This is a genomic window from Leminorella grimontii (assembly GCF_039789245.1).
In the GTDB taxonomy this organism is placed as follows: Bacteria; Pseudomonadota; Gammaproteobacteria; order Enterobacterales; family Enterobacteriaceae; genus Leminorella; species Leminorella grimontii.
In genome coordinates, this window is record NZ_CP146357.1 from 4,112,501 (window position 1) to 4,136,982 (window position 24,482).

18 protein-coding genes (1 of these 18 cut by a window edge) are annotated in these 24,482 nt (G+C 54.6%); 4 read left to right on the forward strand and 14 right to left on the reverse strand.

Annotated features, from left to right (window positions below; all coding sequences use genetic code 11):
- The 3 genes in view from V8L73_RS18780 to pepQ are tightly spaced (at most 38 nt apart) and all read right to left on the reverse strand, a layout consistent with a single transcriptional unit that may run on beyond the window.
- Positions 1-1,093: the 5' portion of a TrkH family potassium uptake protein gene (locus V8L73_RS18780; RefSeq protein WP_347253725.1), read on the reverse strand. Its footprint begins 359 nt before the window's first position; 1,093 of the gene's 1,452 nt are visible here — the first part of the coding sequence; it begins with the start codon at positions 1,091-1,093; the stop codon falls past the left edge of the window.
- 38 nt (positions 1,094-1,131) lie between these two features.
- Positions 1,132-1,743 carry an IMPACT family protein gene (locus V8L73_RS18785; protein WP_347253726.1) on the reverse strand — a complete coding sequence of 204 codons (612 nt, stop codon included), beginning with the start codon at positions 1,741-1,743 and terminating at the stop codon, positions 1,132-1,134.
- The gene (gene pepQ, locus V8L73_RS18790) at positions 1,743-3,074 is read right to left on the reverse strand and encodes a Xaa-Pro dipeptidase (RefSeq protein ID WP_347253727.1); all 1,332 of its coding nucleotides are present in this window, start codon (positions 3,072-3,074) and stop codon (positions 1,743-1,745) included. The genes V8L73_RS18785 and pepQ overlap by 1 nt, the downstream gene beginning before the upstream one ends.
- 401 nt (positions 3,075-3,475) lie before the next feature.
- Here pepQ and V8L73_RS18795 point away from each other — a divergent pair, with 401 nt between their 5' ends.
- Positions 3,476-3,697 carry a hypothetical protein gene (locus V8L73_RS18795; protein ID WP_347253728.1) on the forward strand — a complete coding sequence of 74 codons (222 nt, stop codon included), beginning with the start codon at positions 3,476-3,478 and terminating at the stop codon, positions 3,695-3,697.
- 68 nt (positions 3,698-3,765) lie between these two features.
- Here the strand turns inward: V8L73_RS18795 and metE are convergent, their stop codons facing one another.
- Positions 3,766-6,036 (reverse strand): 5-methyltetrahydropteroyltriglutamate--homocysteine S-methyltransferase, encoded by a 2,271-nt coding sequence (metE, locus tag V8L73_RS18800; RefSeq protein WP_347253729.1) that lies wholly within the window; start codon positions 6,034-6,036, stop codon positions 3,766-3,768.
- Between the two features lie 101 nt (positions 6,037-6,137).
- Between metE and metR the strand changes: the two genes are divergently transcribed.
- Positions 6,138-7,034, forward strand: a complete 897-nt coding sequence (gene metR / locus V8L73_RS18805) for an HTH-type transcriptional regulator MetR (RefSeq protein ID WP_347253730.1) — start codon at positions 6,138-6,140, stop codon at positions 7,032-7,034.
- On the opposite strand, the gene V8L73_RS18810 is transcribed toward metR, so the two are convergent.
- Positions 7,031-7,894: a carboxylate/amino acid/amine transporter gene (locus tag V8L73_RS18810; RefSeq protein WP_261832716.1), complete on the reverse strand. Its 864-nt coding sequence runs from the start codon at positions 7,892-7,894 to the stop codon at positions 7,031-7,033. The genes metR and V8L73_RS18810 overlap by 4 nt on opposite strands.
- A gap of 189 nt (positions 7,895-8,083) precedes the next feature.
- On the opposite strand from V8L73_RS18810, the gene V8L73_RS18815 reads away from it, so the two are divergent.
- Positions 8,084-10,372 carry a zinc/cadmium/mercury/lead-transporting ATPase gene (locus tag V8L73_RS18815; RefSeq protein ID WP_347253731.1) on the forward strand — a complete coding sequence of 763 codons (2,289 nt, stop codon included), beginning with the start codon at positions 8,084-8,086 and terminating at the stop codon, positions 10,370-10,372.
- 58 nt (positions 10,373-10,430) lie between these two features.
- On the opposite strand, the gene edd is transcribed toward V8L73_RS18815, so the two are convergent.
- The 6 genes from edd to recQ form a co-directional block, all read right to left on the reverse strand.
- A complete protein-coding gene (gene edd, locus V8L73_RS18820; protein ID WP_027275456.1) occupies positions 10,431-12,242 on the reverse strand; it encodes a phosphogluconate dehydratase in 1,812 nt (603 codons plus the stop codon).
- Positions 12,243-12,502: 260 nt separating this feature from the next.
- A complete protein-coding gene (gene gntU / locus V8L73_RS18825; protein ID WP_027275455.1) occupies positions 12,503-13,840 on the reverse strand; it encodes a gluconate transporter in 1,338 nt (445 codons plus the stop codon).
- An 11-nt stretch (positions 13,841-13,851) separates the two neighbouring features.
- Positions 13,852-14,382, reverse strand: a complete 531-nt coding sequence (gntK, locus tag V8L73_RS18830) for a gluconokinase (RefSeq protein WP_261832718.1) — start codon at positions 14,380-14,382, stop codon at positions 13,852-13,854.
- 182 nt (positions 14,383-14,564) lie between these two features.
- A complete protein-coding gene (gntR, locus tag V8L73_RS18835) occupies positions 14,565-15,560 on the reverse strand; it encodes a gluconate operon transcriptional repressor GntR (protein ID WP_347253732.1) in 996 nt (331 codons plus the stop codon).
- Between the two features lie 136 nt (positions 15,561-15,696).
- The gene (gene rhtC / locus V8L73_RS18840; RefSeq protein WP_027275452.1) at positions 15,697-16,326 is read right to left on the reverse strand and encodes a threonine export protein RhtC; all 630 of its coding nucleotides are present in this window, start codon (positions 16,324-16,326) and stop codon (positions 15,697-15,699) included.
- Between the two features lie 184 nt (positions 16,327-16,510).
- Complete coding sequence (gene recQ, locus V8L73_RS18845; RefSeq protein WP_027275451.1) at positions 16,511-18,361, reverse strand: ATP-dependent DNA helicase RecQ; 1,851 nt, start codon at positions 18,359-18,361, stop codon at positions 16,511-16,513.
- Between the two features lie 302 nt (positions 18,362-18,663).
- Between recQ and rarD the strand changes: the two genes are divergently transcribed.
- A complete protein-coding gene (rarD, locus tag V8L73_RS18850) occupies positions 18,664-19,551 on the forward strand; it encodes an EamA family transporter RarD (protein WP_027275450.1) in 888 nt (295 codons plus the stop codon).
- On the opposite strand, the gene V8L73_RS18855 is transcribed toward rarD, so the two are convergent.
- The 3 genes from V8L73_RS18855 to uvrD form a co-directional block, all read right to left on the reverse strand.
- Positions 19,543-20,538 (reverse strand): AbrB family transcriptional regulator, encoded by a 996-nt coding sequence (locus V8L73_RS18855; RefSeq protein ID WP_245614601.1) that lies wholly within the window; start codon positions 20,536-20,538, stop codon positions 19,543-19,545. The genes rarD and V8L73_RS18855 overlap by 9 nt on opposite strands.
- Before the next feature lie 353 nt (positions 20,539-20,891).
- Positions 20,892-21,842: a magnesium/cobalt transporter CorA gene (corA, locus tag V8L73_RS18860; protein ID WP_027275448.1), complete on the reverse strand. Its 951-nt coding sequence runs from the start codon at positions 21,840-21,842 to the stop codon at positions 20,892-20,894.
- 476 nt (positions 21,843-22,318) lie between these two features.
- Positions 22,319-24,481: a DNA helicase II gene (gene uvrD, locus V8L73_RS18865; RefSeq protein ID WP_027275447.1), complete on the reverse strand. Its 2,163-nt coding sequence runs from the start codon at positions 24,479-24,481 to the stop codon at positions 22,319-22,321.
- Position 24,482 lies beyond the last annotated feature (1 nt).

The window sequence follows — 24,482 nt, forward strand, 5'->3', positions numbered from 1 at the left end:
GCAAAAACAGCAGCAGCACTCGAATAACTTTAAGTCCCCCGCCGGTCGATCCCGCACATCCGCCGACAAACGTCGCCATCAGCAGCATCACGGGAATAAACGTCGGCCAATTGGCAACGGGTTCAATCGCGCTCCCCATCGTGGTACTCATTGATATCACGTGGAAAAACGACTGGTCCAGCGCCTCTAAAAACGACCCGTAAACGTTCTTATACCACAGCGTAATCGCACAGATGGCGATAAGCGCCACCTGAAAGAAGAAGTACATCTTGAACTCGGGATCGCGCCAGTACACCTTTAGGCTTCTGCCGCTCAGCACCGCAAAGTGCAGGCCGAAGTTACAGCCGGCGATAAACAGAAATACGCCGGAAATGCCGTTGATCAGGGAACTGTTATAAAACGCTAATCCATTTTCGTGAGGAGAAAAGCCGCCGATCGCAATCGTTGAAAAGCTGTGGCTTATAGCGTCAAACGGCGTCATTCCCGCCGCCCAAAACGCCAGCGCGCAAAGCGCCGTCAACAGAACGTAGATAAACCACAGCGTTTTTGCCGTTTCGGCAATGCGTGGACGCATTTTGCTATCTTTTAGCGGCCCTGGGATCTCAGCCCGATAAAGCTGCATGCCCCCGACGCCCAACAGCGGAAGGATAGCGACTGCCAAGACGATGATCCCCATACCGCCTAGCCACTGAAGCATCTGGCGATAAAACAGGATGGCCTTAGGCAAGCTGTCTAACCCAACCAGCGTCGTCGCGCCAGTGGTCGTCAGCCCAGAGAATGATTCAAAGAACGCGTTGGTGACGCTCATGCCTAGTGAATCTTCGAACAAGAAGGGCAAGGCTCCGACGCTGCCGAGCACGGTCCAGAACAGGACGACGATCAGAAAGCCTTCCCGGGACTTCAGCTCCTGTCGTTGATTACGGTTCGGGAGCCAGAGCATCAGGCCGATAATGATAGTCACGATAAACGTTTGGGTAAACGCACGCCCAGCGCCGTCACGATAGATTAACGCCACAATTCCGGGAATAAACATAAGCCCGGAAAAGAGGATAACCAAAAGCCCAACGATGCGGGTTATTGTGCGAAAGTGCATTCAGGTACGACCTTATTTCAATAAAAACCCGAGAATTATTACTCAATTGAGGACAAAAGCAACGTTCCTCGACTCGCGTCACGCAACTTACCGGCGACGCGGTCAACCTCCGCAAGCGGCAGCTGCAGCGTTAGTTGAATATTAGCTTCATATTGCGCATCGACAACTTTCCCGCCCGCCTGCTGCACCAGCGTTTCAATCATACTCAGCTGCGCGTATTCACAAGACAGACGGTATGCCGCCAAAGGAACCTTAAGCCGCGTCGGCAAAATTTTAAGCGCCTGCTGTACGCCGTTGCCATAAGCTTTAACCAGCCCACCGGTACCCAACAGAATGCCGCCGTAGTAGCGTACGCCTACCGCTACAATTTCACCCACGCCGCTGCCCATCAGCTGCGCCAACATCGGCTTACCCGCCGTACCGGAAGGCTCCCCGTCATCGGAAAAGCCCAACAGCTGGGAATCATCAGGCGCTCCTGCGACAAACGCCCAGCAGTGATGTCTGGCGTCCGGATGCTCATCCCGCATTTGCTGAATAAACTGTCTGGCCGCCTGAATGCCGTCTACCGGCGCAAGATAGGTAATAAACCGGCTCTTTTTTATCTCTTCGCAAAACGACGTCGTTTCGGCAGGAATAAAGTAGGGTTTCATTAGGCCAGCTTTAAATCTCGCGTCATGTTCTCAATCCGATCCTTACGGACAATAACGTTATCTTCAATACGAATGCCGCCATAGGGCCTGAGTGCATCAATGCGCGACCAGTTAAAGTTGGACGAATGACGGCCGACGCGCCAAGGTTCAAGCAATGAATCAATAAAGTAAAGCCCTGGCTCAATGGTCATCACCATGCAGGGTTCCAACGCTCGGGTACACCGCAGCGCCGGATATTCCGGCGGCGGCGCCAGGTGCGCGCCAGACTCATCTTGCATGAAACCGCCTACGTCATGCACCTGTAGCCCAAGCGGATGGCCAAGCCCGTGAGGGAAAAAGGCGCGGCTAATGCCCGAACTCACAATATCCTCTTCACTCAGGCGTGTAATGACATCAAACTGCTTTAACAGTTTCGCGATGCGATGGTGCATCTGTATATGGTAGTCAAGGAAGTTCACGCCCGGCTTTAGCGTTGAAATAAGCGCCTGTTGTTCAGCATTAAGCGCCCGAACCATCTGGCTAAAATCGCTTTCTTTATCCCTGGCGTAAGTGCGGGTCAAGTCGGCCGCATAGCCGTTATATTCCGCTCCGGCGTCAATTAAAAAGCTGTTCACGCTTTCAGGCAAGCGCGTTTCAAGACGGGTATAGTGCAGCACCGATGCGTGTTCGTTCAGCGCGATAATGTTGTCATACGGGACGTCAATATCGCGGTGCCCCGTTGCCGTCAGGTAGGCCAAATTGATATCAAACTCGCTCATATCCGAGTAAAACGCATCGCGAGCTGCCCGATGGCCGTCTACCGCCACCTTTTGGGCTTCGCGCATGCAGGCCAGCTCATAGTCGGTTTTATAAGAGCGGTAGAAGTGGAAGTAATCAACCACGGATTTAGGATTCACGTTTTCTGGAGCGATCCCCAACCGAAGCGCGCTCGACGGTGCGGGGCCGATGTACGCCGTACGGTTGAGCGGTTGCGCCAACATGCTGTCGATGTCGCCTGCGTTTCGTAACGGGCAAATATCAAAAGACGAAGTCCAGAATCCCTCCGGCATAGGCTCAACGCTGTACCAGTAATCAACGGGAGAATAAAACCAAAGCTTGGGCCTGTCGACGCCGTTAACCCATAGCCAGCAGTGGGGAACGTTAATCACTGGCGCCCAGGCCTTAAAGTGAGGATTAACTTTAAAAGGATAGTCTCTGTCGTCCATAAATATCCCGACTGGCTCGCCGGAATGGATCAGCAAAGCGTCCAGGCCGCTTTTTAGCAACGCTTCTTGTGCGCGATGCTGTAACGCGGATAGATGAGATAAATACAGCGCAGTCAACTTTTCCATTCCCCCTCCCGAAGCCCAACGGCCTCCCGCTACCTTAGCATGATAACCAGCGGGTCGACGATCAATAAAATAAAAACAAAATTTACTTATCAATAAAAATAAAATTAATAAATAAAAATAAGAGAATACATATTAACAATAAATACACCAGCACCTTCCTTGAACCAGAAAAATCTTTGATATAGTATTAATCGTTATTATTTAACTTATTTACAACAAACGAAATATTATAAATATTTCAATCAAATTCAGTTAGTTAAAATGAATTCAACGCGATAAAATTGCGTTATCAGCTTCACTTAAGAACAGTGTATGTAATATAGAAAACCATGAACTAATAGCTCTATTTATAAACGTCAATAGACATATAAATATGAATGTTTCTATTTTAAGGAGAGAAAATGCGTGAAATCAGCCAAAAAGAAGCGCTTGCCGTAAACGGAGGCTTTATGTTCCTCGAAGGCGGTATGGAAGGGAAAGCTGCCGGTTATGATATCGGCATGCAGGTAGACGCCGACAGAGCAGATAAGTATGCCAAAGCCGGCTTCTGGTTGGGCATTTTTGTGGGCGGAGACATGGCCTCAAAAATACTGACATCTATGTTTCAAGACAACATTTCTTAATCGCCATTTATAATGCAGCAAAAGGCAGAAAGAACGCTCTTTCTGCCTTTTATTTGCACAATTAATTATTACGCCTCACCCCGCAGCCGGCGCGCCGCCAGCACCATATTCGCCAACGCCAGCCTCGTTTCCGGCCAACCGCGAGTTTTTAGGCCACAGTCAGGATTAACCCACAGCCTCTCAACGGGGATCCGGCGGGCAGCTTTACGCAACAGCGCTTCAATCCACTCTACGGTCGGCACATTCGGCGAATGAATATCATAAACGCCAGGGCCAATTTCATTCGGATACTCAAAGCTTTCAAACGCATCCAGCAATTCCATATCAGAGCGGGACGTTTCAATGGTGATCACGTCCGCATCCAGCGCCGTAATGGCCTCCATGATGTCGTTAAACTCACAGTAGCACATATGGGTGTGGATCTGGGTTTCATCCTGAACGCCCGACGCGTTCAGGCGAAAAGCCTCCGTCGCCCAGCTAAGGTAGTCCTCCCACTGCGCTCGCTTCAACGGTAGCCCTTCTCTTAGCGCCGGCTCATCAATCTGAATAATGCCAATGCCTGCATTCTGGAGATCCAGAACTTCATCTCTAAGCGCCAGCGCAATCTGTCTGGCAATCGTCTCACGGCTGACGTCCTCGCGCGGGAAAGACCAACATAAGATCGTCACCGGCCCGGTCAACATGCCTTTCACCGGCTTTTCCGTTAAGGACTGCGCGTAGCTTGCCCAATCAACGGTAATAGGAGCAGGTCGGCTGATGTCCCCCACGACAATCGGCGGCTTAACGCAGCGAGAACCATAGCTTTGGACCCAGCCGTTTTGAGTAAAGGCAAAGCCGTCCAGCCGCTCGCCGAAATATTCCACCATGTCGTTGCGTTCCGCTTCGCCGTGAACCAGAACGTCCAACCCGAGCAGCTCCTGTTCAACGATAGCCTGACGGATGTGTTCAGCAATGCCGGTTCGGTATTTTGTTCCGTCAAGGCGCCCCTGCTTGAAGTCTAGTCGCAGAGTTCTGATGTCCGTCGTCTGGGGAAACGATCCAATGGTCGTTGTCGGCCAAGCGGGTAAACGATACTTCTCTTTTTGGCGCATTGCTCTCTGTGCATATGGGCTTTGGCGCCGGCTGTCCTGCGGCGTAATATTCGCCAAACGTTCGGCAACCGCTGGGTTATGTACCCGGGAAGAGTGACGGCGCGCGTGAATCGGCGCGCTGTATTCAGCCAAGGCCTGACGCAGCTCGGCATTTTCCGGTGCGGACAACGCGTTCGACAGCAGGCTGATTTCTTGGCACTTTTGCAGCGCAAACGCAAGCCAGCCCTTCACCTCATCGTCCAGCCGCGTTTCACGTTCCAGACTGAGAGGGCTGTGCAGTAGAGAACACGAACTGGCTATCCAGCAGATTCGCTGAGCCGCCAGCGGCTGCAGCTTATCAAACCACGTATCCAACTCAGCCCGCCACACGTTACGCCCGTTGATGACGCCTAATGAAAGCACCCAGCCTGCGGGCAGGGCTTCATGTAGCGCATTGAGATCGTCTTTTCCCGCCGTCAGGTCTACATGCAGCCCCTGAACCGGCAGTCGTCGAATAACGTCCAGATGATGCTCAATGCCATCAAAATAGGTGGTCAACAGCAGCTTCACGTGGCCGCTCAACGCCCGGTAAGTGGGTTGATAGGCCGTTAGCCACGCCTCTGGCAGGTCCAGCACCAGCGCGGGTTCATCAATTTGTACCCACTCTATGCCGCGCTCGGCCAGTTTTTTTAGAATCTGTCGGTAAACCGGAATGAGCGACTCCAGCAGCGACAGGCGATCAAAGCTATTGCCTTTAACTTTCCCCAGCCATAGATAGGTTAACGGGCCAAGCAGCACCGGCTTAACGCGATGGCCCAGCGCAATAGCCTCATCAACTTCCTCAAACAGCTGATTCCAAGAAAGCTGAAAGCGTTGCCCCTCGATAAATTCAGGCACAATATAGTGATAGTTGGTATTAAACCATTTAGTCATCTCTGCAGCGGCAACGGGCTCTCCCGTTGGGGCCCGCCCCCGCGCAATGCGAAACAGCGTATCAATATCGACGTTTCCGTCCTGATACCTCTCGGGTACGTTCCCCAGCAGCAGACTCGTTGTTAACACGTGATCGTACCAGGCAAAATCACCAACCGGCAGTAGCTCAATGCCGGCCTCGCTTTGCTGTTTCCAGTGACGAGCGCGCAGCGCTCTGCCCTCTTCAAACAGGCTTTCACGAGAAATATCCCCTCGCCAATAGCCTTCCAGCGCTTTTTTTAATTCTCGGTCCACGCCGATACGTGGAAATCCTAACGTATGGTTTAAAATCGTCATATTCACCTCATTTAGCCATCTAGATGTTTACACATCTATAATTGCCAGCTATGGTATTTGCCACAAGCGCATTCTTTTCATACCCGAGGTGAGAGATTTTCATGATCGAATTAAAACATCTGAAAACGCTGCAGGCCCTACGACATGCAGGAACGCTGGCCGCGGCCGCCGCATCCCTTCATATGACTCAGTCCGCGCTTTCCCACCAGCTAAACGAAGTTGAACAGCGGCTTGGCTACCGGCTTTTTATCCGCAAAAGCCAGCCGCTTCGTTTTACCACCCAAGGGGAAATCCTGCTGAATCTGGCTAATCAGGTTATTCCCCTGGTTCAACAGGCACTTCAGTCGTGCAGCGCGCCGACAAAAGGCAGTCTGAGGCTGGCCATCGAGTGCCACAGCTGCATTCAGTGGCTAACACCGGCGCTTAACGCCTTTCGCCAGCATTGGCCCAGCGTGGAACTCGATTTTAAAAACGGTGTGATTTTCGATCCGCAGCCGGCGCTACAGCTGGGGGAACTGGATATTGTGATGACGTCCGACATTCAGCCAAGTTCGCATTTACACTACAGCTCACTGTTTGACTTCGAAGTCAGGCTGGCGGTTGCGCCCGAGCACCCTTTAGCTCAAGCTGACGTTATACGTCCACAGGATCTGGCGCAGGAAACAATGCTGATTTATCCGGTACAGCGACAGCGCCTGGACGTATGGAAACACTTCCTACAGCCTGCGGGGATCCAGCCCACGCTGAAAAGCGTAGACAATACGCTGCTGTTGATTCAGATGGTCGCCGCCCGGATGGGCGTCGCAGCTCTGCCGCATTGGGTGGTTGAAAGCGCAGAACGCCAGGGGCTTATAGTTACCAAGCCGCTGGGCGACGGACTATGGCGTCGACTGTATGCCGCCGTACGCGACGGCGAGCAGCGGCAGCTGGCCGTTAGCGCCTTTATTGATGCGGCCAGGGCGCATTCAGCGACGCTCCCGTTCGTGAAAGCCGCCTAGGCTGAAACAGGGCGGGAAACCACCCACTTTTTATGAACCCACAGCGAAGCAAGAATAATTCCGCCGCCGATGATAAGCCTTATCCAGTCAACGTTGTGCTGCCATAGGGCAAAATTGACCACCAGCCCGGCGGGAATCAGCGCGTTATTCATAATGGCCAGCGTGCCCGCGTCTACCTGCGTAGCGCCGTAGTTCCACATAAAATAGCCCAGCCCTGAAGCGCCGATGCCCAACCAGACCAAGATCCCCCACTGCAGCGCAGTGGTTGGCATTTTACTAAAGTCGCCGAACAGCAAGCAGCCGACGCTCGCGACGCACAGTGCGCCAAGATAAAACCAGGAAAACGCATTGCGCTGAGGCATAGGGTAAACCTCCATCAGCCGCTTATAGCCAACCTGGCCAACGGCGAAACAGACGTTTGCCGCCTGAATCAGGCCCAGCCCTACCCAAAATTGAGCGCTCAGCTGGTTATAGCGAATAACGGCCGCGCCGATAACCGCCAGCAGCGCGCTAAGAAAGTACCCCCAGCGCAGGCGATTTCCAGCCAGAATGTCGTACAGCAGCGTGACGTAAATCGGCGTCATAATGGTGAACAGCAAGATTTCCGCTACGCTAAGGTATAAAAAGGCATGATAGTAAAACAGGTACATCAACCCCAGCTGGCACGCCCCTACGCTCATATAAAGCAGAATCTGACGCAGCGTGACCCCGCGCAGGCGCAAAAAAGGAAGAAAGACAAGAAAAGCGAGCGCAACGCGAATAAAAACGGCGAACCAGCTGTCTACCTGCCCGGCCAGATAGACGCCAATAAGGCTAAAAGAGAAGGCCCAAAGCAGGGTTGTGGCAATTAATGACGGCATAGGCAGTAGCTCACAGACGACCAACGAATTGGCGCCATTATAGGTAAGCCCCGTTATCCATTCCATAAAAATAAAGTTTACATATGGTTAATTAATAAGCTTTATTCTTTTTAGCCTCAAGGCTTGACTCTGGAGTAGACTCTAAAGTGTAGAGTCGTCATCATCAGATGAAAACCGAGGGTTCAGTTTATGAGCAACCATACTCACACCAACCAAACGTCGCAAAGCTGCTGTGGCGGACAGTGCGCGTCTTCCCACGAAGAGCGCCCGCATGCTCATGAGCATAATCAGGAACATAGCCACGATCGTCACCATGATGAAGGCTGCTGTGACGCTCAGGCATCTACAGCGGAGGAACCTCTTGCTGCCGCCTCACGGGGAGAAATCCGTCTTACCTGGCAAATTTCCGGTATGGATTGCCCCAGCTGTGCCAAAAAGGTTGAAACGGCCGTTGCGCAGGTCGAAGGCGTTACCCGAGCGCGGGTTCTGTTCGCAACAGAAAAGCTGGTCGTGGATACGCCAAACCGCAACGTTACGGCCCATATTGAACAGGCGGTGAAAAAAGCAGGCTATGCTCTCAACGCAACGAATGCTGCCGTAAACAGTCAAGCAAACAAAACCTCGCGTTTCAGGGACTATCTGTTCCCTGCCGCGTTGGCGGCGCTTATTCTTTTCAGTTGGGGCATTGAGTCCTTCTCGCCGTTCTACGGCAGGCTGGCCTTTACGCTGACGACGGTCGTCGGCCTTTTCCCTATCGGCCTACAGGCAATACGCCTCACTCGCTCAGGAACCCCTTTTGCAATTGAAACCCTGATGAGCATTTCAGCCATCGGCGCGCTGTTTATTGGCGCCACGGAAGAAGCCGCCATGGTTTTGATGTTGTTTATGATAGGCGAACTGCTGGAATCCTATGCGGCCAACCGGGCGCGGCAGGGCGTTTCGTCACTGATGGCGCTGCTGCCCGACGAAGCTGTGCTGTTGGTCGACGGTGAACGTAAAGTCGTTACCGCAGACAGCCTGCGGCCCGGCGACGAAATTGAAATCGCTCCCGGCACGCGCCTGCCGGTAGACGCTACGTTAGTCAGCGACAGCGCCAGCTTTGATGAAAGCGCACTGACGGGCGAGTCTATCCCGGTAGAACGCCTGCAGGGCGAAAAGGTAGCTGCCGGCAGTTTGGCGGTCGACAGCGTCGTGCACCTTACCGTGCTTTCCGAACCGGGCAACAACGCCATTGACCGCATTCTGTCCCTGATTGAAGAGGCTGAGGAGCGTCGCGCGCCGATAGAGCGCTTTATCGATCGCTTCAGCCGCTACTACACGCCGGCCATCATGCTGTTTGCGCTACTGGTCGTTATCGTTCCGCCCCTGCTCTTTAGTCAGCCTTGGGAAACCTGGATTTACCGAGGGCTGACGCTGCTGCTGATCGGCTGCCCCTGCGCGTTGGTAATTTCCACGCCGGCGGCGATTACTTCCGCACTGGCGGCGGCAACGCGCCGCGGAGCCTTGATTAAAGGCGGTGCCGCGCTCGAACAATTAGGAACTATCAGCCAGGTCGCCTTTGATAAAACCGGCACGCTGACGGAGGGCAAACCGACCGTAACCGACGTCATTACGCTCGACGGTATAACCGAAGCCGAGCTGCTCGCTCTTGCCGCTGCCGTCGAGGCAGGCTCACACCACCCGCTGGCGCAGGCGGTTATTCGCTACGCCAGCGCCAGCGGTATTAGCTACGTTCAGGCGCAGGAGCGCCGCGCTATCGCCGGCGTCGGCGTACGCGGAACGGTCAACGGCGCAGACGTGCTTATCAGCTCTCCGGCTAAACTGATGGAAGGCACGCTTTCCGTCGGTTGGAAAGATCGCGTTCTACGATTGGAAGAAGAAGGGAAAACCGTTGTCGTTACTCTGCAAAACGATCGCGCCGTAGGCCTTATCGCGCTGCGAGATACGCTGCGCGACGACGCAAAAGCCGCTCTCAGCGCGCTGCGCCAAATGGGCGTCAATGGCGTAATGCTGACCGGAGATAATCCGCGCGCGGCGGCGGCAATAGCGAAAGAGCTCAATATCGAATACGAAGCCGGGCTGCTGCCGGAAAATAAGGTAACCGCAGTCGCCGCCCTGAATCAAACGCAGCCGACCGCCATGGTGGGCGACGGCATCAACGATGCGCCGGCAATGAAAACGGCGACCATCGGCATCGCCATGGGCGGCGGGACCGACGTCGCGCTGGAAACGGCAGACGCGGCGCTAACGCACAACCGGCTCGTTGGCCTAGTGGATATGATTACGCTATCGCGCGCTACCCGCAGCGTTATCCGCCAAAACATCACGATTGCGCTGGGGCTTAAAGCGATATTTCTGGTGACCAGTCTGTTAGGACTGACCGGCCTGTGGCTGGCGGTGTTGGCCGACTCGGGCGCAACTGCGCTGGTGACGGCTAACTCGCTGAGATTGTTGCGGAAAAAGAACGCATCGTCATAGCGTTATTCGGTACGGATCAATGATATAAAAAAGGGATACCACGTATCCCTTTTCATATTTAAAACTTAAAGCAGCTCGCCCCTTCTTCCGCGCCGGAAATCTGCTCTCTGAGCGCGGAGAACAGCTCTCTGCCCGTACCGACGTGAGACGCCTGCAGGTCGGGCAACGCCGCTTCGCGCAGGGCAAGCTCTGCGTCGTCAACCAGCAGGCTGATTTTGCCGCTGACGCCGTCAACTTCAATAAGATCGCCGTCGCGCACCTTAGCCAACAGGCCGCCAACGTAGGCCTCCGGCGTAACGTGGATCGCCGCCGGCACTTTACCCGACGCGCCGGACAGCCGTCCGTCCGTCACCAGCGCTACGTTGTGCCCACGGTCCATCAGCACCCCCAGCGGCGGCATCAGCTTGTGCAGTTCGGGCATGCCCAACGCTTTCGGCCCCTGGAATCGAACAACCACCACGCAGTCGCGATCGAGCCGGCCAGCATTAAAGGCGGCGTCAATATCGTACTGGCTGTCAAACACCACCGCCGGTGCGACGATTTTTTGGCGCTCTTCCGGCACCGCGGACGTCTTCATCACCGCGCGACCCAAATTTCCGGCCAGCACCTTAGTACCGCCGTGCTTGGAAAAAGGCGCGTCCATGGAGGCGATAACTTCTTCGTCCAACGACGCCGTCGGCCCTTCGCGATACACCAAACTGCCGTTCTCAAGGAAAGGTTCCTGCGTATAGCGTCGCAGGCCGAAACCCGCCACGGTGTGAACGTCTTCATGCAGCAAGCCGCCGTCAAGCAGCGTGCGCACCAGCAGAGAAACGCCGCCCGCAGCCTGGAAGTAGTTAATGTCGTTCGGGCCGTTTGGATAAATGCGGCACAGCAGCGGCACCGCTTCGGACAGTTCGGAAAAGTCGTCCCAGGTGATGATAATGCCGGCCGCTCTCGCCATCGCCACCAGATGCATGGTGTGGTTGGTTGAACCGCCGGTCGCCAGCAGCGCGACAATGCCGTTAACGATGACCTTTTCATCCACCAGCCGCCCCGCAGGCAGATAGCTGCCGGAACTTTCCGTCATGCGCGTCACCTGACGCGCAGCGGCTTCGGTTAGCGCTTCGCGCAGCGGAATATCGGGGTAAACGAAGGAAGAGCCGGGAAGGTGCATCCCCATCACTTCCATCACCATCTGGTTTGAGTTCGCCGTGCCGTAAAACGTACAGGTGCCCGCAGAGTGGTAAGAGCCCGCCTCGGATTCCAGCAGCGCGTCACGCCCCACCTTGCCTTCGGCGTACAGCTGGCGAACGCGCACTTTTTCCTTATTGGAAATCCCGGTGCGCATCGGCCCGGCAGGGACAAAAACGGCGGGTAGATGGCCAAACGACATCGCGGCGATAAACAGGCCGGGAACGATTTTGTCGCAAACGCCCAGATACAGCGCGCCGTCAAACATATTGTGAGACAGGCCAACCGCTGCGGACATCGCTATCAAATCACGGCTGAGCAGCGAAAGCTCCATGCCGTCCTGCCCCTGCGTCACGCCGTCGCACATGGCAGGCACGCCACCGGCCACCTGGCCTACGGCGCCAACCTGATGCAAAGCGCGTTTAATGATGTTCGGATAGTGTTCATAGGGTTGGTGGGCAGAGAGCATATCGTTGTAGGACGTCACGATGCCAATATTGCTCTTCACCATGCTTTTTAACGACGCCTTATCGTCCGGCGAGCAGGCGGCAAAGCCATGGGCCAGGTTGCCGCACGACAGCTGCGAGCGGTGGACGGTCGTCCCCTTGGCCGCGTCGATTTTAGCCAGATAGCGCGCCCGGCTCTCTTTAGAACGAGAAATGATATTTTGCGTAACGCGCTCAACGGTAGAATTCATGTTATGCCTCACAGTCATACAAGCTTCGCCAAATTCTTAGATAAACGGTTGCGATGTCCTCTGGGAAAACCGCTTATGTAAGAAATCTATCGCTTAATGATACCGGTAACAAAATAAACCTGATTCGATTCAGCATCAACTAAAAGCGCAAGAATTGTTCAAAAATAAAATGGGAAAACGATACGGAACAATCAACGACAGACGATGAAAATCAGAAAGCGCCCCCGGTAGCTTGGCTACGCGAGGGCGCTTATCAGTAATTACAGCAGGGAGAACGCTATCATACCTACGATAGCACCCGTAGTTCCCAGGATGGTCTCCATCAGCGTCCAGGTTTTCAACGTTTGCGCTTCCGTTGCGCCGGTAAACTTACCGAACAGCCAGAAGCCGGAGTCGTTAACGTGGCTTAGCACAATCGAACCGCCGGCAATACAGACGGACAGCGCAGCCAGCTGAGCGCCGTTATATCCCAGCTCGCCGATAACCGGAAGCACCAGACCGACCGTCGTTAAACAGGCGACCGTTGCCGAGCCTTGGATAACGCGAACCGCAGCGGCCAAAACAAAGCAGGCCGCAGCAATCGGAAGACCCGCGCCAATCAGCGCATTACCCAGAGCGGGGCCCACGCCGGAATCAACCAGAACCTGCTTGAACACGCCGCCGGCGCCCGTCACCAGTAGGATAATACCCGCCGGTTGGATAGCCGCAGAACAAACGGACATCACCTTTTCACGGCTCATGCCGCGACGCAGCGCCAGGCCGTAAATTGCTAACAGACAGGCCAACAGAATAGCGACAAACGGGTGGCCGATGAATTTAAACCATTCAACCAGCGGAGAATCCGGCGCAACAATGCGCGTACCGATGGTGTTTAAGCCAACCAGAATCAGCGGGAACAGCACCAGAACCAGACTAAAGCCGAAGGACGGCAGCGCGTCTTTATTAATGCTAGGTTCATCAATGTCTTCCGGCAGATCCAACGTAACAAAACGGCTAATGAAGCTGCCAAAAATCGGCCCGGCCAGAATCATACCCGGGATCGCCGCGGCGAGGCCGATGATAATCATCCAGGTGAAGTCAGCGTTCATTTGTGACGCCAGCAGCATAGGCGTCGGCCCCGGCAGTAAGAACGCGGCGGCCGCGGCAACCCCGGCAAACAGAGGAACAACCAGCCTGACCAGGTTTCCTTTTGTACGACGCGCAACGGCAAACGCGATGCCGATGAGTAGAACGATGGCAACGTCAAAAAACAGCGGCAGCGCACAGATAAGCCCGGCAAGGCCCAGCGCGTAGTTGGCGCGCTTTTCGCCAAAGCCGTGCAGCAGCTTCACGGCAATCTGATCCAGCGCGCCGGTCTCATGCAGGATTTTGCCGAACATAGCGCCTAACGCAACGACGATGGCCAAAAAGCCGAGCGTACCGGCCATCCCCTTTTGCATCGTCTCTACGATTTTTGTTAAGGGCATGCCGGAAAACATGCCGGCGCCCAACGACACCAGCATTAGCGCGATAAACGCGTGCAGGCGAGCATACATCACGAGAAACAGCAGTAGTAGTACAGAGCCTACCGCCGTTAACACGAGGGTTAACGTATCCATTATTATTATCCTTAAGCAGTTTTGGATTTTATGTGCCGAATAACGTCAGCAACAACGTCATCAAGCGGTTGGTCAATATTGATAGCAGCAACGTCCTGTTCTTCCAGCCCAGGCTCTTCTAGCGCCGCGAACTGAGACTCCAACATTTTGGGCTTTTGGAAGTGACCTTTACGCGCCATCAGGCGCCGTTCGATAACGTCAAAATCCCCTTTCATATAGATAAACGAAAGGTTTTCATTACCTTCCCGCAGGCAGTCGCGATACTTCTTCTTCAGCGACGAGCAAATAATTAAGGAAACGTCGTTGGTCCTCTGCATGGCGTAAGCCGCGTCGTTCAACGCCTTCAGCCAGGGCATACGGTCATCATCGTTTAAAGGGTTTCCCGACGCCATTTTTTCAATGTTTCTACGCGGATGTAGGAAATCCCCATCAAGAAACGCCGCCTGGAGTTCGTGAGCGACCCGAGCAGCGACCGCCGATTTGCCACTGCCTGATACGCCCATAAGGACAAAAACGCGGCGCGGCTGAGTTTGATTATTCATTAGATACGATCCCCAATGCTTTATGTTACTGGTAACAAGTTATCGGTAACATTCTGTTGTCAGCAGATTAAATAAGCAATAAAGAAAAAGAAGTGAATGAGATATTTGTGAGGAAGTTCAAAAAACAGTGCGGAGGCATCTGCAAATAAGGGGGGGGGGGGAAAATCCCCCTTACGCTCAAATTAGATACTGTCGCCGGCAATCAGAGTGAAGCCAACGTCAACCACGCGGGAAGGCACGGCTTCTCCGCGCAGGCGAGACAGCAGAATTTCTGCGCCGATCTTTCCCATTTTTTCACGCGGCGTTAATACGCTGGCAAGCTTAGGCTGCATCACACGACCAATATCATGACCGTGGAAACCGGCTACGCCCATATCCTGAGGAATACGAATTCCCTGACGCTGGCATTCAAAAATGGCCCCGACCGCCAGGTCGTCATTGGTACAGAAGATGCTGTCAATTTTAGGATATTGCGTCTGAGCCTGAAGCAGCATTTCGGCACCGGCGGAATAGGAAGAGGCTTTTGCCGTCATGATGCTAAACGGGGTAAGCCCGGCTTCACTCATTGCCTGTTCATATCCCCGTTGCTTGATTATCGTTCTCTCATCGTAACGCGCCCCGAAGTAAACGACGTGCCGATGCCCCCGAGCGATAACGTCCCTCGTCATTTGGCGCGCGGCCTCATGGTTATCAAACCCGACGGCCATGTCAAGACAGGGAGAAACGCTGTCCATCAACTCGACGACGGGGATCCCCGCAACTTCAATCATTTTCAGCGTTCGAGGCGTGTGCTGGCGTTCGGAAAGAATAAGGCCGTCGATGTTATAAGACAGCAAAGAGGCCAACCTCTGCTCTTCCTTTTCTGAGCTATAGCCGTAGTGGCCCAGCATGGTCTGATAGCCATGGGCGTCCGTCACGCTTTCTATTCCGCGCAGCACTTCAGCAAAAACCTGGTTGGTCAGGGAGGGAAGTAAAACGCCAATAGCGTGGCTGGTCGCATTAGAAAGAATATCGGGCGCACGGTTTAGAATGTAGCCAGACTCCTCCAGAGCAGCAGCAATTTTCCCTCTCAGAGACAGGGAAACCAGCTCCGGATCGCGCAGATAGCGGCTGATGGTCATTTTTGTGACGCCAACGATATCGGCGACGTCCTGAAGGACGGGTCTTTTTTTCTTCATTATCGGCTAACTAGATAGAGAACTTACCAAAACAGAAGAGCCTATAGCTCCTGATGAAACGTTTCTCAGGTAAAGTACCTTATCTTTTGGCATAAGGAAATCAATAATTTCCCCTCTCCCTGTCGCTAAAAGAATGCTAAAGAGACAGTCTGGAAATAATCAGATTCAAACCGAACCCTGCAAACAGCGCGCCCGCAACGCCGTCGATCCACTTAGCCGCACGCTGATAGCCTCTTCGCATGGCCGGCAGCGCAAAAACAAACGCCACCAGAGAAAACCACAGTATCGTTTCAACCGCGATCAGCCCGAAAATTCCCCAGCGCGCGCCGCTTGCAACGTCGTCGCCTACGAAAACGGAAAATACGCTGCCAAAATAAATCAGCACCTTCGGGTTTGACAGGTTGGTCAGCAGCCCTTTAACAAAGGCATGGCTTGCGCTGACAGCCGCAACGTCATGCTCCGGGTCATGGCTTAACATCTCTTTTTTCATTACCGAACGAAGCAGACAAAAACCCATCCAGCACAGATAAGCGCCGCCGCAAACTACGATAATGCTGTGCAGCCAGGCCATTTTTTGCAGTAAAAGATGCAGCCCCATCAAGGCGACGGCGGCCCACACCATAACGCCAACCGTAATGCCTATAGCACCGAATATAGCCTCGCGCCGAGAGCGGCTTACCGCCGTCTGGGAAACGAAGAAAAAGTCCGGTCCCGGCGTCGCCAGCGCAACAAACTGCACAACGGCGACGGTTAGAAATAACGTCATAGCACTCTCTCAAAAATATCAGCGTATACCCGCCGTGCCTCAAGTAGCAGCTACGTTGGCTGCAAGTACTCGAATGAGTCAGGGTATAAACAAAAAATAGAAACGAACAATAAGCGACGAGGAATACTATTGTACTCCCGTTTGTTAAAGATAAAAGACGATGTTTAAGCCGTGGCGCTGGCGATTACAGGACACCGCCCGAATTAGGGCTAATCAGGTGCTCGCGGATCAGCGCTAAAAACGCCTGGCCAAAGCGTTCCAGCTTGCGATGCCCCACGCCGTTGATGGACAACAGCTCGCTTTCACGCGTCGGCTGCTGCTCGGCCATTTCCAGCAGCGTCGCGTCGTTAAACACCACGTAGGGCGGCACGTTCTCTTCATCGGCAATAGCCTTACGCAAATTGCGCAGCTTGGCGAACAGTCGCCTGTCGTAGTTGCCGCTAAAGCTTTTTGCCGCGCTGGCGCTGCGGGACTTCATCTTCAGATTCAGCACTCTCGGCACGGCAAGCTGTAGTGCGACCTCCCCTCTCAGCACCGGCCTGGCAGCCTCCGTTAGCTGCAGGGCGGAATACTGCGCGACGTTTTGAGTCAATAGCCCTAAATGGATCAGCTGGCGAAGTATGCTCACCCAGTGCTCGTGGCTTTTGTCCTTGCCGACGCCGTACACCGGCAGCTTATCGTGGCCAAATTCGCGAATTCGGGCGTTATTGGAACCCCGCAGGAGTTCCGCGATATAGCCGATGCCAAAGCGCTGACCGGCGCGATAAACGCAGGAGAGCGCCTTTTGCGCGTCCAGCAGGCCGTCGTACTGCTGCGGCGGGTCAAGGCAGATATCGCAGTTGCCGCACTGCTTTTGCTGGCTTTCGCCAAAATAGTTCAACAGCACCAGGCGGCGGCAGGTTTGCGCTTCGGCAAAGGCGTTCATCGCGTTGAGCTTGTGGCGTTCAATCTCTCGAAGCTCACCTTCCGGCTTTTCATCCAGACAGCGGCGCAGCCAGACCATGTCGGCCGGATCGTAGAACAGCACGGCTTCAGCGGGAAGGCCGTCGCGCCCCGCGCGTCCGGTTTCCTGATAGTAGGACTCAATATTGCGCGGGATATCGAAATGCACCACGAAGCGCACGTTGGGCTTGTTGATGCCCATGCCGAACGCCACGGTAGCCACCACGATTTGCAGATCGTCGCGTTGAAACGCTTCCTGCACTCGGTCACGGCTTTCGTTATCCATGCCAGCATGATAGGCCGCGACGCTCATCCCCTTCGCCCGCAGGCGCTCGGCGGCGTCCTCGACCTTTTTGCGACTGTTACAGTAGATGATGCCGCTCTTGCCGCGCTGGCTTTGCACAAAGCGCAGGAGCTGATCGGTTGGCTTGAACTTTTCAATCAGGGTATAGCGAATATTGGGCCGATCGAAGCTGCTGATATGAATGAGCGGATTGCGCAGCGCAAGCAGGCGCAAAATATCCTGACGGGTAGTTTCGTCCGCCGTTGCCGTCAGGGCGATAAAGGGGAGCGAAGGAAAGTGGTTGCGCAACGTTCCAAGGGCCCGATACTCCGGCCGAAAGTCGTGCCCCCACTGTGAAATACAGTGGGCTTCGTCCACCGCCAGTAAAGACAAATTCCAGCCGCTGAGCTGCTCAAGAAAGTTGTCCATTACCAAGCGTTCCGGCGCAACGTACAGCAGCTTGATTTCCCCTCGGCGGCAGGCGGAGATCACCTCGTACTGCTGCTCACGGGTCTGGGCAGAATTCAGATAGCCCGCAGAAATGCCGTTGGCCGTCAGCTGGTCAACCTGATCTTTCATCAGGGAAATGAGCGGTGAAACTACCAGCGCCATACCGTCCATCAGGAGCGCAGGAAGCTGATAGCACAGGGACTTGCCGCCGCCGGTAGGCATAACGACAAGGCAGTCACGACCGGACGCAGCCTCGGTCACAATTTCCAGTTGACCCGGTCTGAACTGCTGATAGCCAAAGGTGTCACGCAGAACCCGTGCGGCCAAAGCTTCTGAATCTAATAAAACCGCCGTTGACACCTTTACCCCCTGTAACTTTTGATGTCGGCTATTCTAGGCCTATTCCCGCCGTTTGTCCTCCCTGTAGGGGGAAAATCCCCTAAACGAGGCGGAAAAATCGAGGTCGGCCGCAGCGCTTTTACTTTTATACATCCGTCTTTAGGTAAACTTGCGCAACGCCGCCAGCTTATCTCTCTTTCCTCGCGATCCGGTGCTTTACGCTGCGTCAGCGGGAAATTTAAGCAACAAACGGCTAACGAAATGAAGTACACTGTCAGACTATATTTTTCAATTCTCTACTCTTACTTCGGTCACGTTTACTCATGGAATCTCAGCAGACCCGTTTAGGCATAATCTATGCCTTGGCAGCCTATCTTATTTGGGGGATCGCGCCCGCCTACTTCAAAGTTATCGACTTTGTTCCGGCGGACGAAATTCTGACCCATCGCATTATCTGGTCATTCTTTTTCATGATCCTGCTGATAACCGTTGGGAAGCAGTGGAGCAACGTGCGCCGAGCCTGCGCGGATAAAAAGAAACTGTTACTCTTGGCCGTCAGCGCGCTGCTTATCGGCAGCAACTGGCTGACGTTTATCTGGGCGGTAAACAATCACCACATGCTGGAAGCCAGTATGGGCTACTTTATCAATCCGCTGGTAAACGTGCTGCTGGGGATGCTGTTTCTCGGCGAACGCTTTCGCCGCATGCAGTGGGTAGCCGTGTTTCTTGCGTTTGCCGGCGTCGTGATTCAGCTGTGGCAGTTCGGCTCGGTGCCTTACATCAGCCTGATTTTAGCGTTCACCTTCGGCCTTTACGCGCTGGCGCGCAAAAAAATCGGCGTTGACGCCCAAAGCGGAATGCTGATGGAAACCCTGTGGCTGCTGCCCGTCGCGATCGTCTATCTGTTCTTCATCGCCGATTCGTCGACTAGCCATCTGGGGCAAAACAGCCTGTCGGTAAACCTGCTGCTTGTCGCCGCCGGCGTCGTCACCACCGTCCCGCTGCTGTTCTTTACCGCGGCGGCGACCAAGCTTAAGCTGTCAACGCTGGGCTTTTTCCAATATATCGGCCCGACGCTGATGTTCCTTTTGGCAACGCTCTTTTACGGTGAAAGCGTTGGTGAAGACAAGCTTATCACCTTCGGATTTATTTGGGTCGCGCTGGCCATTTTTATTCTGGACGCGCTTTACTCGCAAAAAAGGCTACGCTGACGGCGCTTTTCTCGGCGCATGGCGGGAAATAAACTTCGCCATCGCCGGGCCGGTCATCAGAATGCTGAATAGCCTGAGCGTCTGCATCGCCATCACGAACGACATGTCCGCCCCGCTGCCCGCAGCAATAATAGCTACCGTATCCAGCCCGCCGGGGCTGGTCGCCAGATAGGCGGTCAGGAAGTCCATATCCAGTACGTGAGTCAGCGCCAGCGCCATCAGGGCGCACAGAGACATTAACCCGACGATGGAAAGTATAATCTGCGGCAGCGTCCTTATCGCCAGCATAAACACCGCACGGTTAAAGCGCAGCCCCACGCTCCAGCCAATAAACGCATAGGCAACGGCTAATAGCCATTCGGGAAGCTGGATAGTCAGTACGTCGCCGGCGTGTAGGCCGGCACCGATAAGCATAGGAAACAGCATGGTGCCGGACGGAAAGCGCAGCCGCCGCCCAAGCCAACCCGCGACGGCTGCCAGCAGCAGCGTTGAGGCGAAGTCCCATCCCAGATGCGGAAACCAAACTATCTCCTGCGTCATGGCCTGCGCATCGCTGCCCATCGCGATGCGCACGACCAGCACCGCCGAGCCCGCAACAAACAGCACTCGCATATACTGCATAAACGCAACCAGCCGCACGTCAGCACCGTAGTCTTCCGACATCGCCACCATCGCCGCCGCCCCGCCCGGAGACGATCCCCACGCGCCGGTAGTCCCCGGCAGTTGGCTAAAGCGCACCAGCAGCCAGCCTGACAGGCCGCTGGCGAACAGCGTAGACAGCAGAATAAAAAGAACGATCGGCCAGTTGGCGGCCAGAGAAACCAGGATAGAAGAAGACAGGTTTTGCGCGATCATGCAGCCGATGATCGCCTGAGAAGAGATAAAAAAGCGATTATTGATTCGAATAGCCGCGCCGCACAGGCTCATTACCACGGCGACAACCATCGGCCCAAGCAGCATGGCGGCCGGCAGATGGAAGTGCAACATAATCAGCGATAGCGCTAAGGAAAGGGTCAGTAATATGGTCCACTGAAGAACGAGCGATCGCTTTGCCACGGTTAAGTATCCTGCCTGGAGAATAATGCACTCAACGACGGACGCCCGTTTTATTTTTAGACCGTAAGTCTATATTTGCGATTAAAGCTAAAACGAGACGATTAATGATAGAAAAATAGAGTTCCCGTCGACGACTATCAAGTTATTTATGGTAAAACGCACACTTTATACCAATCGAGCGGTAATTCTTTGACAAAAACAGGGTATTACGCCGCATTCTGTAAAGAATGCGGCGTTAGGCAGGGCTGGGACTATCCGAACGCAACGACGGGAACAACCTAAGGTCAAAGCCAGTTGCGGCGCTTAAAGTAAAGGTAAGGAGCAACCGCGGCGGCGATCATAAGACCAATCGACGCGGGATAGCCGAAGGTCCAGTCCAGCTCGGGCATAAACTTGAAGTTCATACCGTAGCTTGAAGCGACCAGCGTCGGCGGCAGGAACACCACGGATACCACCGAGAAGATTTTGATAATGCGGCTCTGCTCAATGTTGATAAAGCCCATCGCAGCCTGCATCAGGAAGTTGACCTTCTGGAACAGGGATTCGTTGTGCGGCAGCAGGGATTCGATATCTCGTAATACTTCACGCGCCTGATCCAGCTGGTTGCTCGGCAGGCGGGCCTTGCGAACCAGGAAGTTCAGCGCTCGCTGGCTGTCCATCAGGCACAGGCGAACCTTCCAACCGGTATCTTCAAGCTCGGCCAGCGTTGACAGCGCCTCGTCATAGCCTTCGCCCGGATGCCCTTCCATGATGACGCGGCTGAGGGATTCCAGATCGCTATAGATATTCTCGATTTCATCAGCCAGCTGTTCGATTTTGGTTTCAAACAGATCCAGCAGCAGCTCGTAGGCGTTACCGTCAATCATGGCCCGATTGCGAGCGCGCATGCGGTAGAGACGAAACGCAGGCAGATCGCGTTCGCGCAGCGTAAACAGCCGGCCTTCACGTATGGTAAACGCCACGGTGGCGTTGCCGCCGCGGTCTTCCGCATCTTCGTAATAAAAGAAGGAGTGGATGTGCAGGCCGTCTTCGTCTTCAAAGAAGCGCGCTGACGCTTCAATGTCGTCCAACTCTGGTCGGGTTGCCAACGACTGCCCAAGCTCGCACTGAACGCGATCCCGCTCTTCATCTTCCGGTTCAACCAGGTCTACCCATACGGAAGAGGTTAAGTTATCGCCATCGTCCAGTTCCAGACGAGACAAACGGCAGTCAGCTAACTGAAATGCGCTTAGCATAGCGTCATCCCTCTTTTTACAGTAGTAACGACACGAGCAACGCGTTGAACAATTTGAGATACACATCGCAGACCTAACGTCTGGATGATAAGACTCAGTAGCGACGACGATGAGTAAGAGGTCGCTGACAACCACGAAGGCTATCAGCAAAAGGGAATAGCCTTAGAAGTTGAACTTAGTTAAAAGATTCTTGAGCCAGTATCGACTGGGAATGTCCAAAGCTGTTGCCCCCGTAGGAAAATAGTGCGCGCATGTTACGCCTAGTAGAAAAAGGCTGTCAACTGTTGAACAACATTTAGAGACGCAGCCTAACAACCACCGAACGCAATTGCAGGACAAATGATAGCTGGGAAAAATAAATTTTCCATCAGGTCGTTAGATAATTCGCCGATCGCGGAGAAAACGACTGCCGCTGACCGACTGCTGCAACACAATCGGGCCTCGGCGGCGTTTTATAACAAAGAAAAACGGGCGAATTAAAGCGTTTCAAGGCGAGCGTAGGAAGCCACCAGCCACTTGATGCCCTCGCCCTGAAAGGCTATCTGTAAGCGCGCGTGTTCGCCGCTGCCTTCCAGATTGATAACGGTACCCTCGCCAAACTTGGGATGGCGCACCCGCTGGCCCAGCCGATAGCCGCTGTCGTTCTGGCTGATGGGCGTTCCCATGCGGCTGTGATTAACCGGTCGAGAAACGCTGGCGCGCAGCCGAACCTCCTCAACGCACTCCTGCGGCAGTTCGCCGACAAAGCGCGATGGACGATGATAGACCTCTTTGCCGTACAGGCGTCGGGTTTCCGCGTAGGTGAGCGTCAGCTTCTGCATCGCGCGAGTCACGCCTACGTAGGCCAGTCGGCGCTCCTCTTCCAGCCGCCCACCTTCGTCCAGAGACATCTGGCTGGGGAACATGCCTTCCTCCATGCCGACGATAAACACCTGCTGAAATTCCAGCCCCTTGGCCGAGTGCAGCGTCATCAGCTGCACCGCATCCTGATAGGCGTCGGCCTGCCCTTCGCCCGCTTCAAGCGCGGCATGGGATAAAAACGCCTGCAGCGGCGTCAGATCCATATCTTCATCCTGGAAGCTGAACTGACGGGTGGCCGTGACCAGTTCCTCCAGGTTTTCAACCCGCGCCTGCCCTTTCTCTCCCTTTTCCTGTTCGTACATTTGGCGCAGGCCGGAATCGCGAATAACGCGATCGGTCTGGACGTGCAGCGGCAGCTCGCCGGTTTCTCGAGTCAGAGCTTCGATCAGCTCGATAAAGCGCTGTACCGCAGCGGCGGCGCGCCCGGCCAGAACCTTCTCCGAAAGCAGCGCAACCGAGGACTGCCACAGCGTAATTTGCCGGTCACGGGCCGCGTGACGAATAACGTCAAGAGATCGGTCACCGATGCCGCGGGTCGGCGTATTGACGACCCGCTCAAACGCCGCATCGTCGTTAGGGTTGGAAATAAGCCGCAGATAGGCCAACGAATCCTTGATTTCCTGCCGTTCGAAAAAGCGCATGCCGCCGTAGATGCGATACGGCATCGACGCCTGTAGCAGCGCCTCTTCCAGCACCCGCGACTGGGCGTTGCTGCGATAGAGGATCGCACAGTCGTTCAACGCTCCGCCGCCGTCCTGATAGGACTTAATGCGGCTGACGACGAAGCGGGCTTCATCAAGCTCGTTAAACGCGCAGTACAGAGAAATCGGCTCGCCCGCGCCGTCTTCGGTCCACAGCTCTTTCCCCAAGCGGCCATCGTTGTTGGCGATCAGGGCGTTGGCGGCGGTAAGAATGTTCTTGGTGGAGCGATAGTTCTGTTCCAAACGCACCGTCTGTGCGCCGGGAAAATCGTCAAGAAAGCGCTGAATGTTCTCCACCTGAGCGCCGCGCCAGCCGTAAATGGACTGGTCGTCATCGCCAACGATCATCACTTTGGAAGCGTCGCCCGCCAGCATGCGGATCCAGGCGTACTGAATGCGGTTGGTGTCCTGAAATTCGTCCACCAGAATGTTGGTAAAGCGCTCGCGGTAGTGATTAAGGATCTGCGGCTTGTGCAACCACAGCTCGTGGGCGCGTAAAAGCAGTTCGGCAAAGTCCACCAGCCCAGCGCGATCGCAGGCTTCCTGATAGGCCTGATAGATGCGCAGCCAGGTGCCTTCCGTCAGGTTGCCGTACGTTTCGATATGGGAAGGGCGCAGGCCGTCGTCTTTTTTATTGTTGATGTACCACATCGCCTGGCGGGGAGGCCACTGCTTCTCATCCAGGTTCATCGCGCGAACGATGCGCTTGAGCAGGCGAAGCTGGTCTTCGCTGTCGAGAATCTGGAAATCCTGCGGCAAATTGGCGTCAAGGTGGTGGGCGCGCAGCAGGCGGTGGGCCAACCCGTGGAAGGTACCTATCCACATGCCGCCCTGACTGGTGCCGATAAGCTGTTCAATGCGATGGCGCATCTCTGCGGCGGCCTTGTTGGTAAAGGTCACCGCCATAATTGAGTAGGGCGAACAGCGCTCGACGGCTAACAGCCAGGCGATGCGGTGCACCAACACTCGGGTCTTTCCACTACCGGCCCCGGCCAGCACCAGCATGTTGGTACGGGGAGCCGCAACGGCTTCGCGCTGTTTATCGTTCAAGCTTTCAAGCAGAAGGGAAACGTCCATT

Excerpts from the sequence above, each read along its gene's own strand:
- V8L73_RS18785 (WP_347253726.1), bottom strand. The coding sequence starts at position 1,743 with ATGAAACCCTACTTTATTCCTGCCGAAACGACGTCGTTTTGCGAAGAG.
- pepQ (WP_347253727.1), bottom strand. The coding sequence starts at position 3,074 with ATGGAAAAGTTGACTGCGCTGTATTTATCTCATCTATCCGCGTTACAG.
- V8L73_RS18795 (WP_347253728.1), top strand. The coding sequence starts at position 3,476 with ATGCGTGAAATCAGCCAAAAAGAAGCGCTTGCCGTAAACGGAGGCTTT.
- metE (WP_347253729.1), bottom strand. The coding sequence starts at position 6,036 with ATGACGATTTTAAACCATACGTTAGGATTTCCACGTATCGGCGTGGAC.
- metR (WP_347253730.1), top strand. The coding sequence starts at position 6,138 with ATGATCGAATTAAAACATCTGAAAACGCTGCAGGCCCTACGACATGCA.
- V8L73_RS18810 (WP_261832716.1), bottom strand. The coding sequence starts at position 7,894 with ATGCCGTCATTAATTGCCACAACCCTGCTTTGGGCCTTCTCTTTTAGC.
- V8L73_RS18815 (WP_347253731.1), top strand. The coding sequence starts at position 8,084 with ATGAGCAACCATACTCACACCAACCAAACGTCGCAAAGCTGCTGTGGC.
- edd (WP_027275456.1), bottom strand. The coding sequence starts at position 12,242 with ATGAATTCTACCGTTGAGCGCGTTACGCAAAATATCATTTCTCGTTCT.
- gntU (WP_027275455.1), bottom strand. The coding sequence starts at position 13,840 with ATGGATACGTTAACCCTCGTGTTAACGGCGGTAGGCTCTGTACTACTA.
- gntK (WP_261832718.1), bottom strand. The coding sequence starts at position 14,382 with ATGAATAATCAAACTCAGCCGCGCCGCGTTTTTGTCCTTATGGGCGTA.
- gntR (WP_347253732.1), bottom strand. The coding sequence starts at position 15,560 with ATGAAGAAAAAAAGACCCGTCCTTCAGGACGTCGCCGATATCGTTGGC.
- rhtC (WP_027275452.1), bottom strand. The coding sequence starts at position 16,326 with ATGACGTTATTTCTAACCGTCGCCGTTGTGCAGTTTGTTGCGCTGGCG.
- rarD (WP_027275450.1), top strand. The coding sequence starts at position 18,664 with ATGGAATCTCAGCAGACCCGTTTAGGCATAATCTATGCCTTGGCAGCC.
- V8L73_RS18855 (WP_245614601.1), bottom strand. The coding sequence starts at position 20,538 with ATGTTGCACTTCCATCTGCCGGCCGCCATGCTGCTTGGGCCGATGGTT.
- corA (WP_027275448.1), bottom strand. The coding sequence starts at position 21,842 with ATGCTAAGCGCATTTCAGTTAGCTGACTGCCGTTTGTCTCGTCTGGAA.
- uvrD (WP_027275447.1), bottom strand. The coding sequence starts at position 24,481 with ATGGACGTTTCCCTTCTGCTTGAAAGCTTGAACGATAAACAGCGCGAA.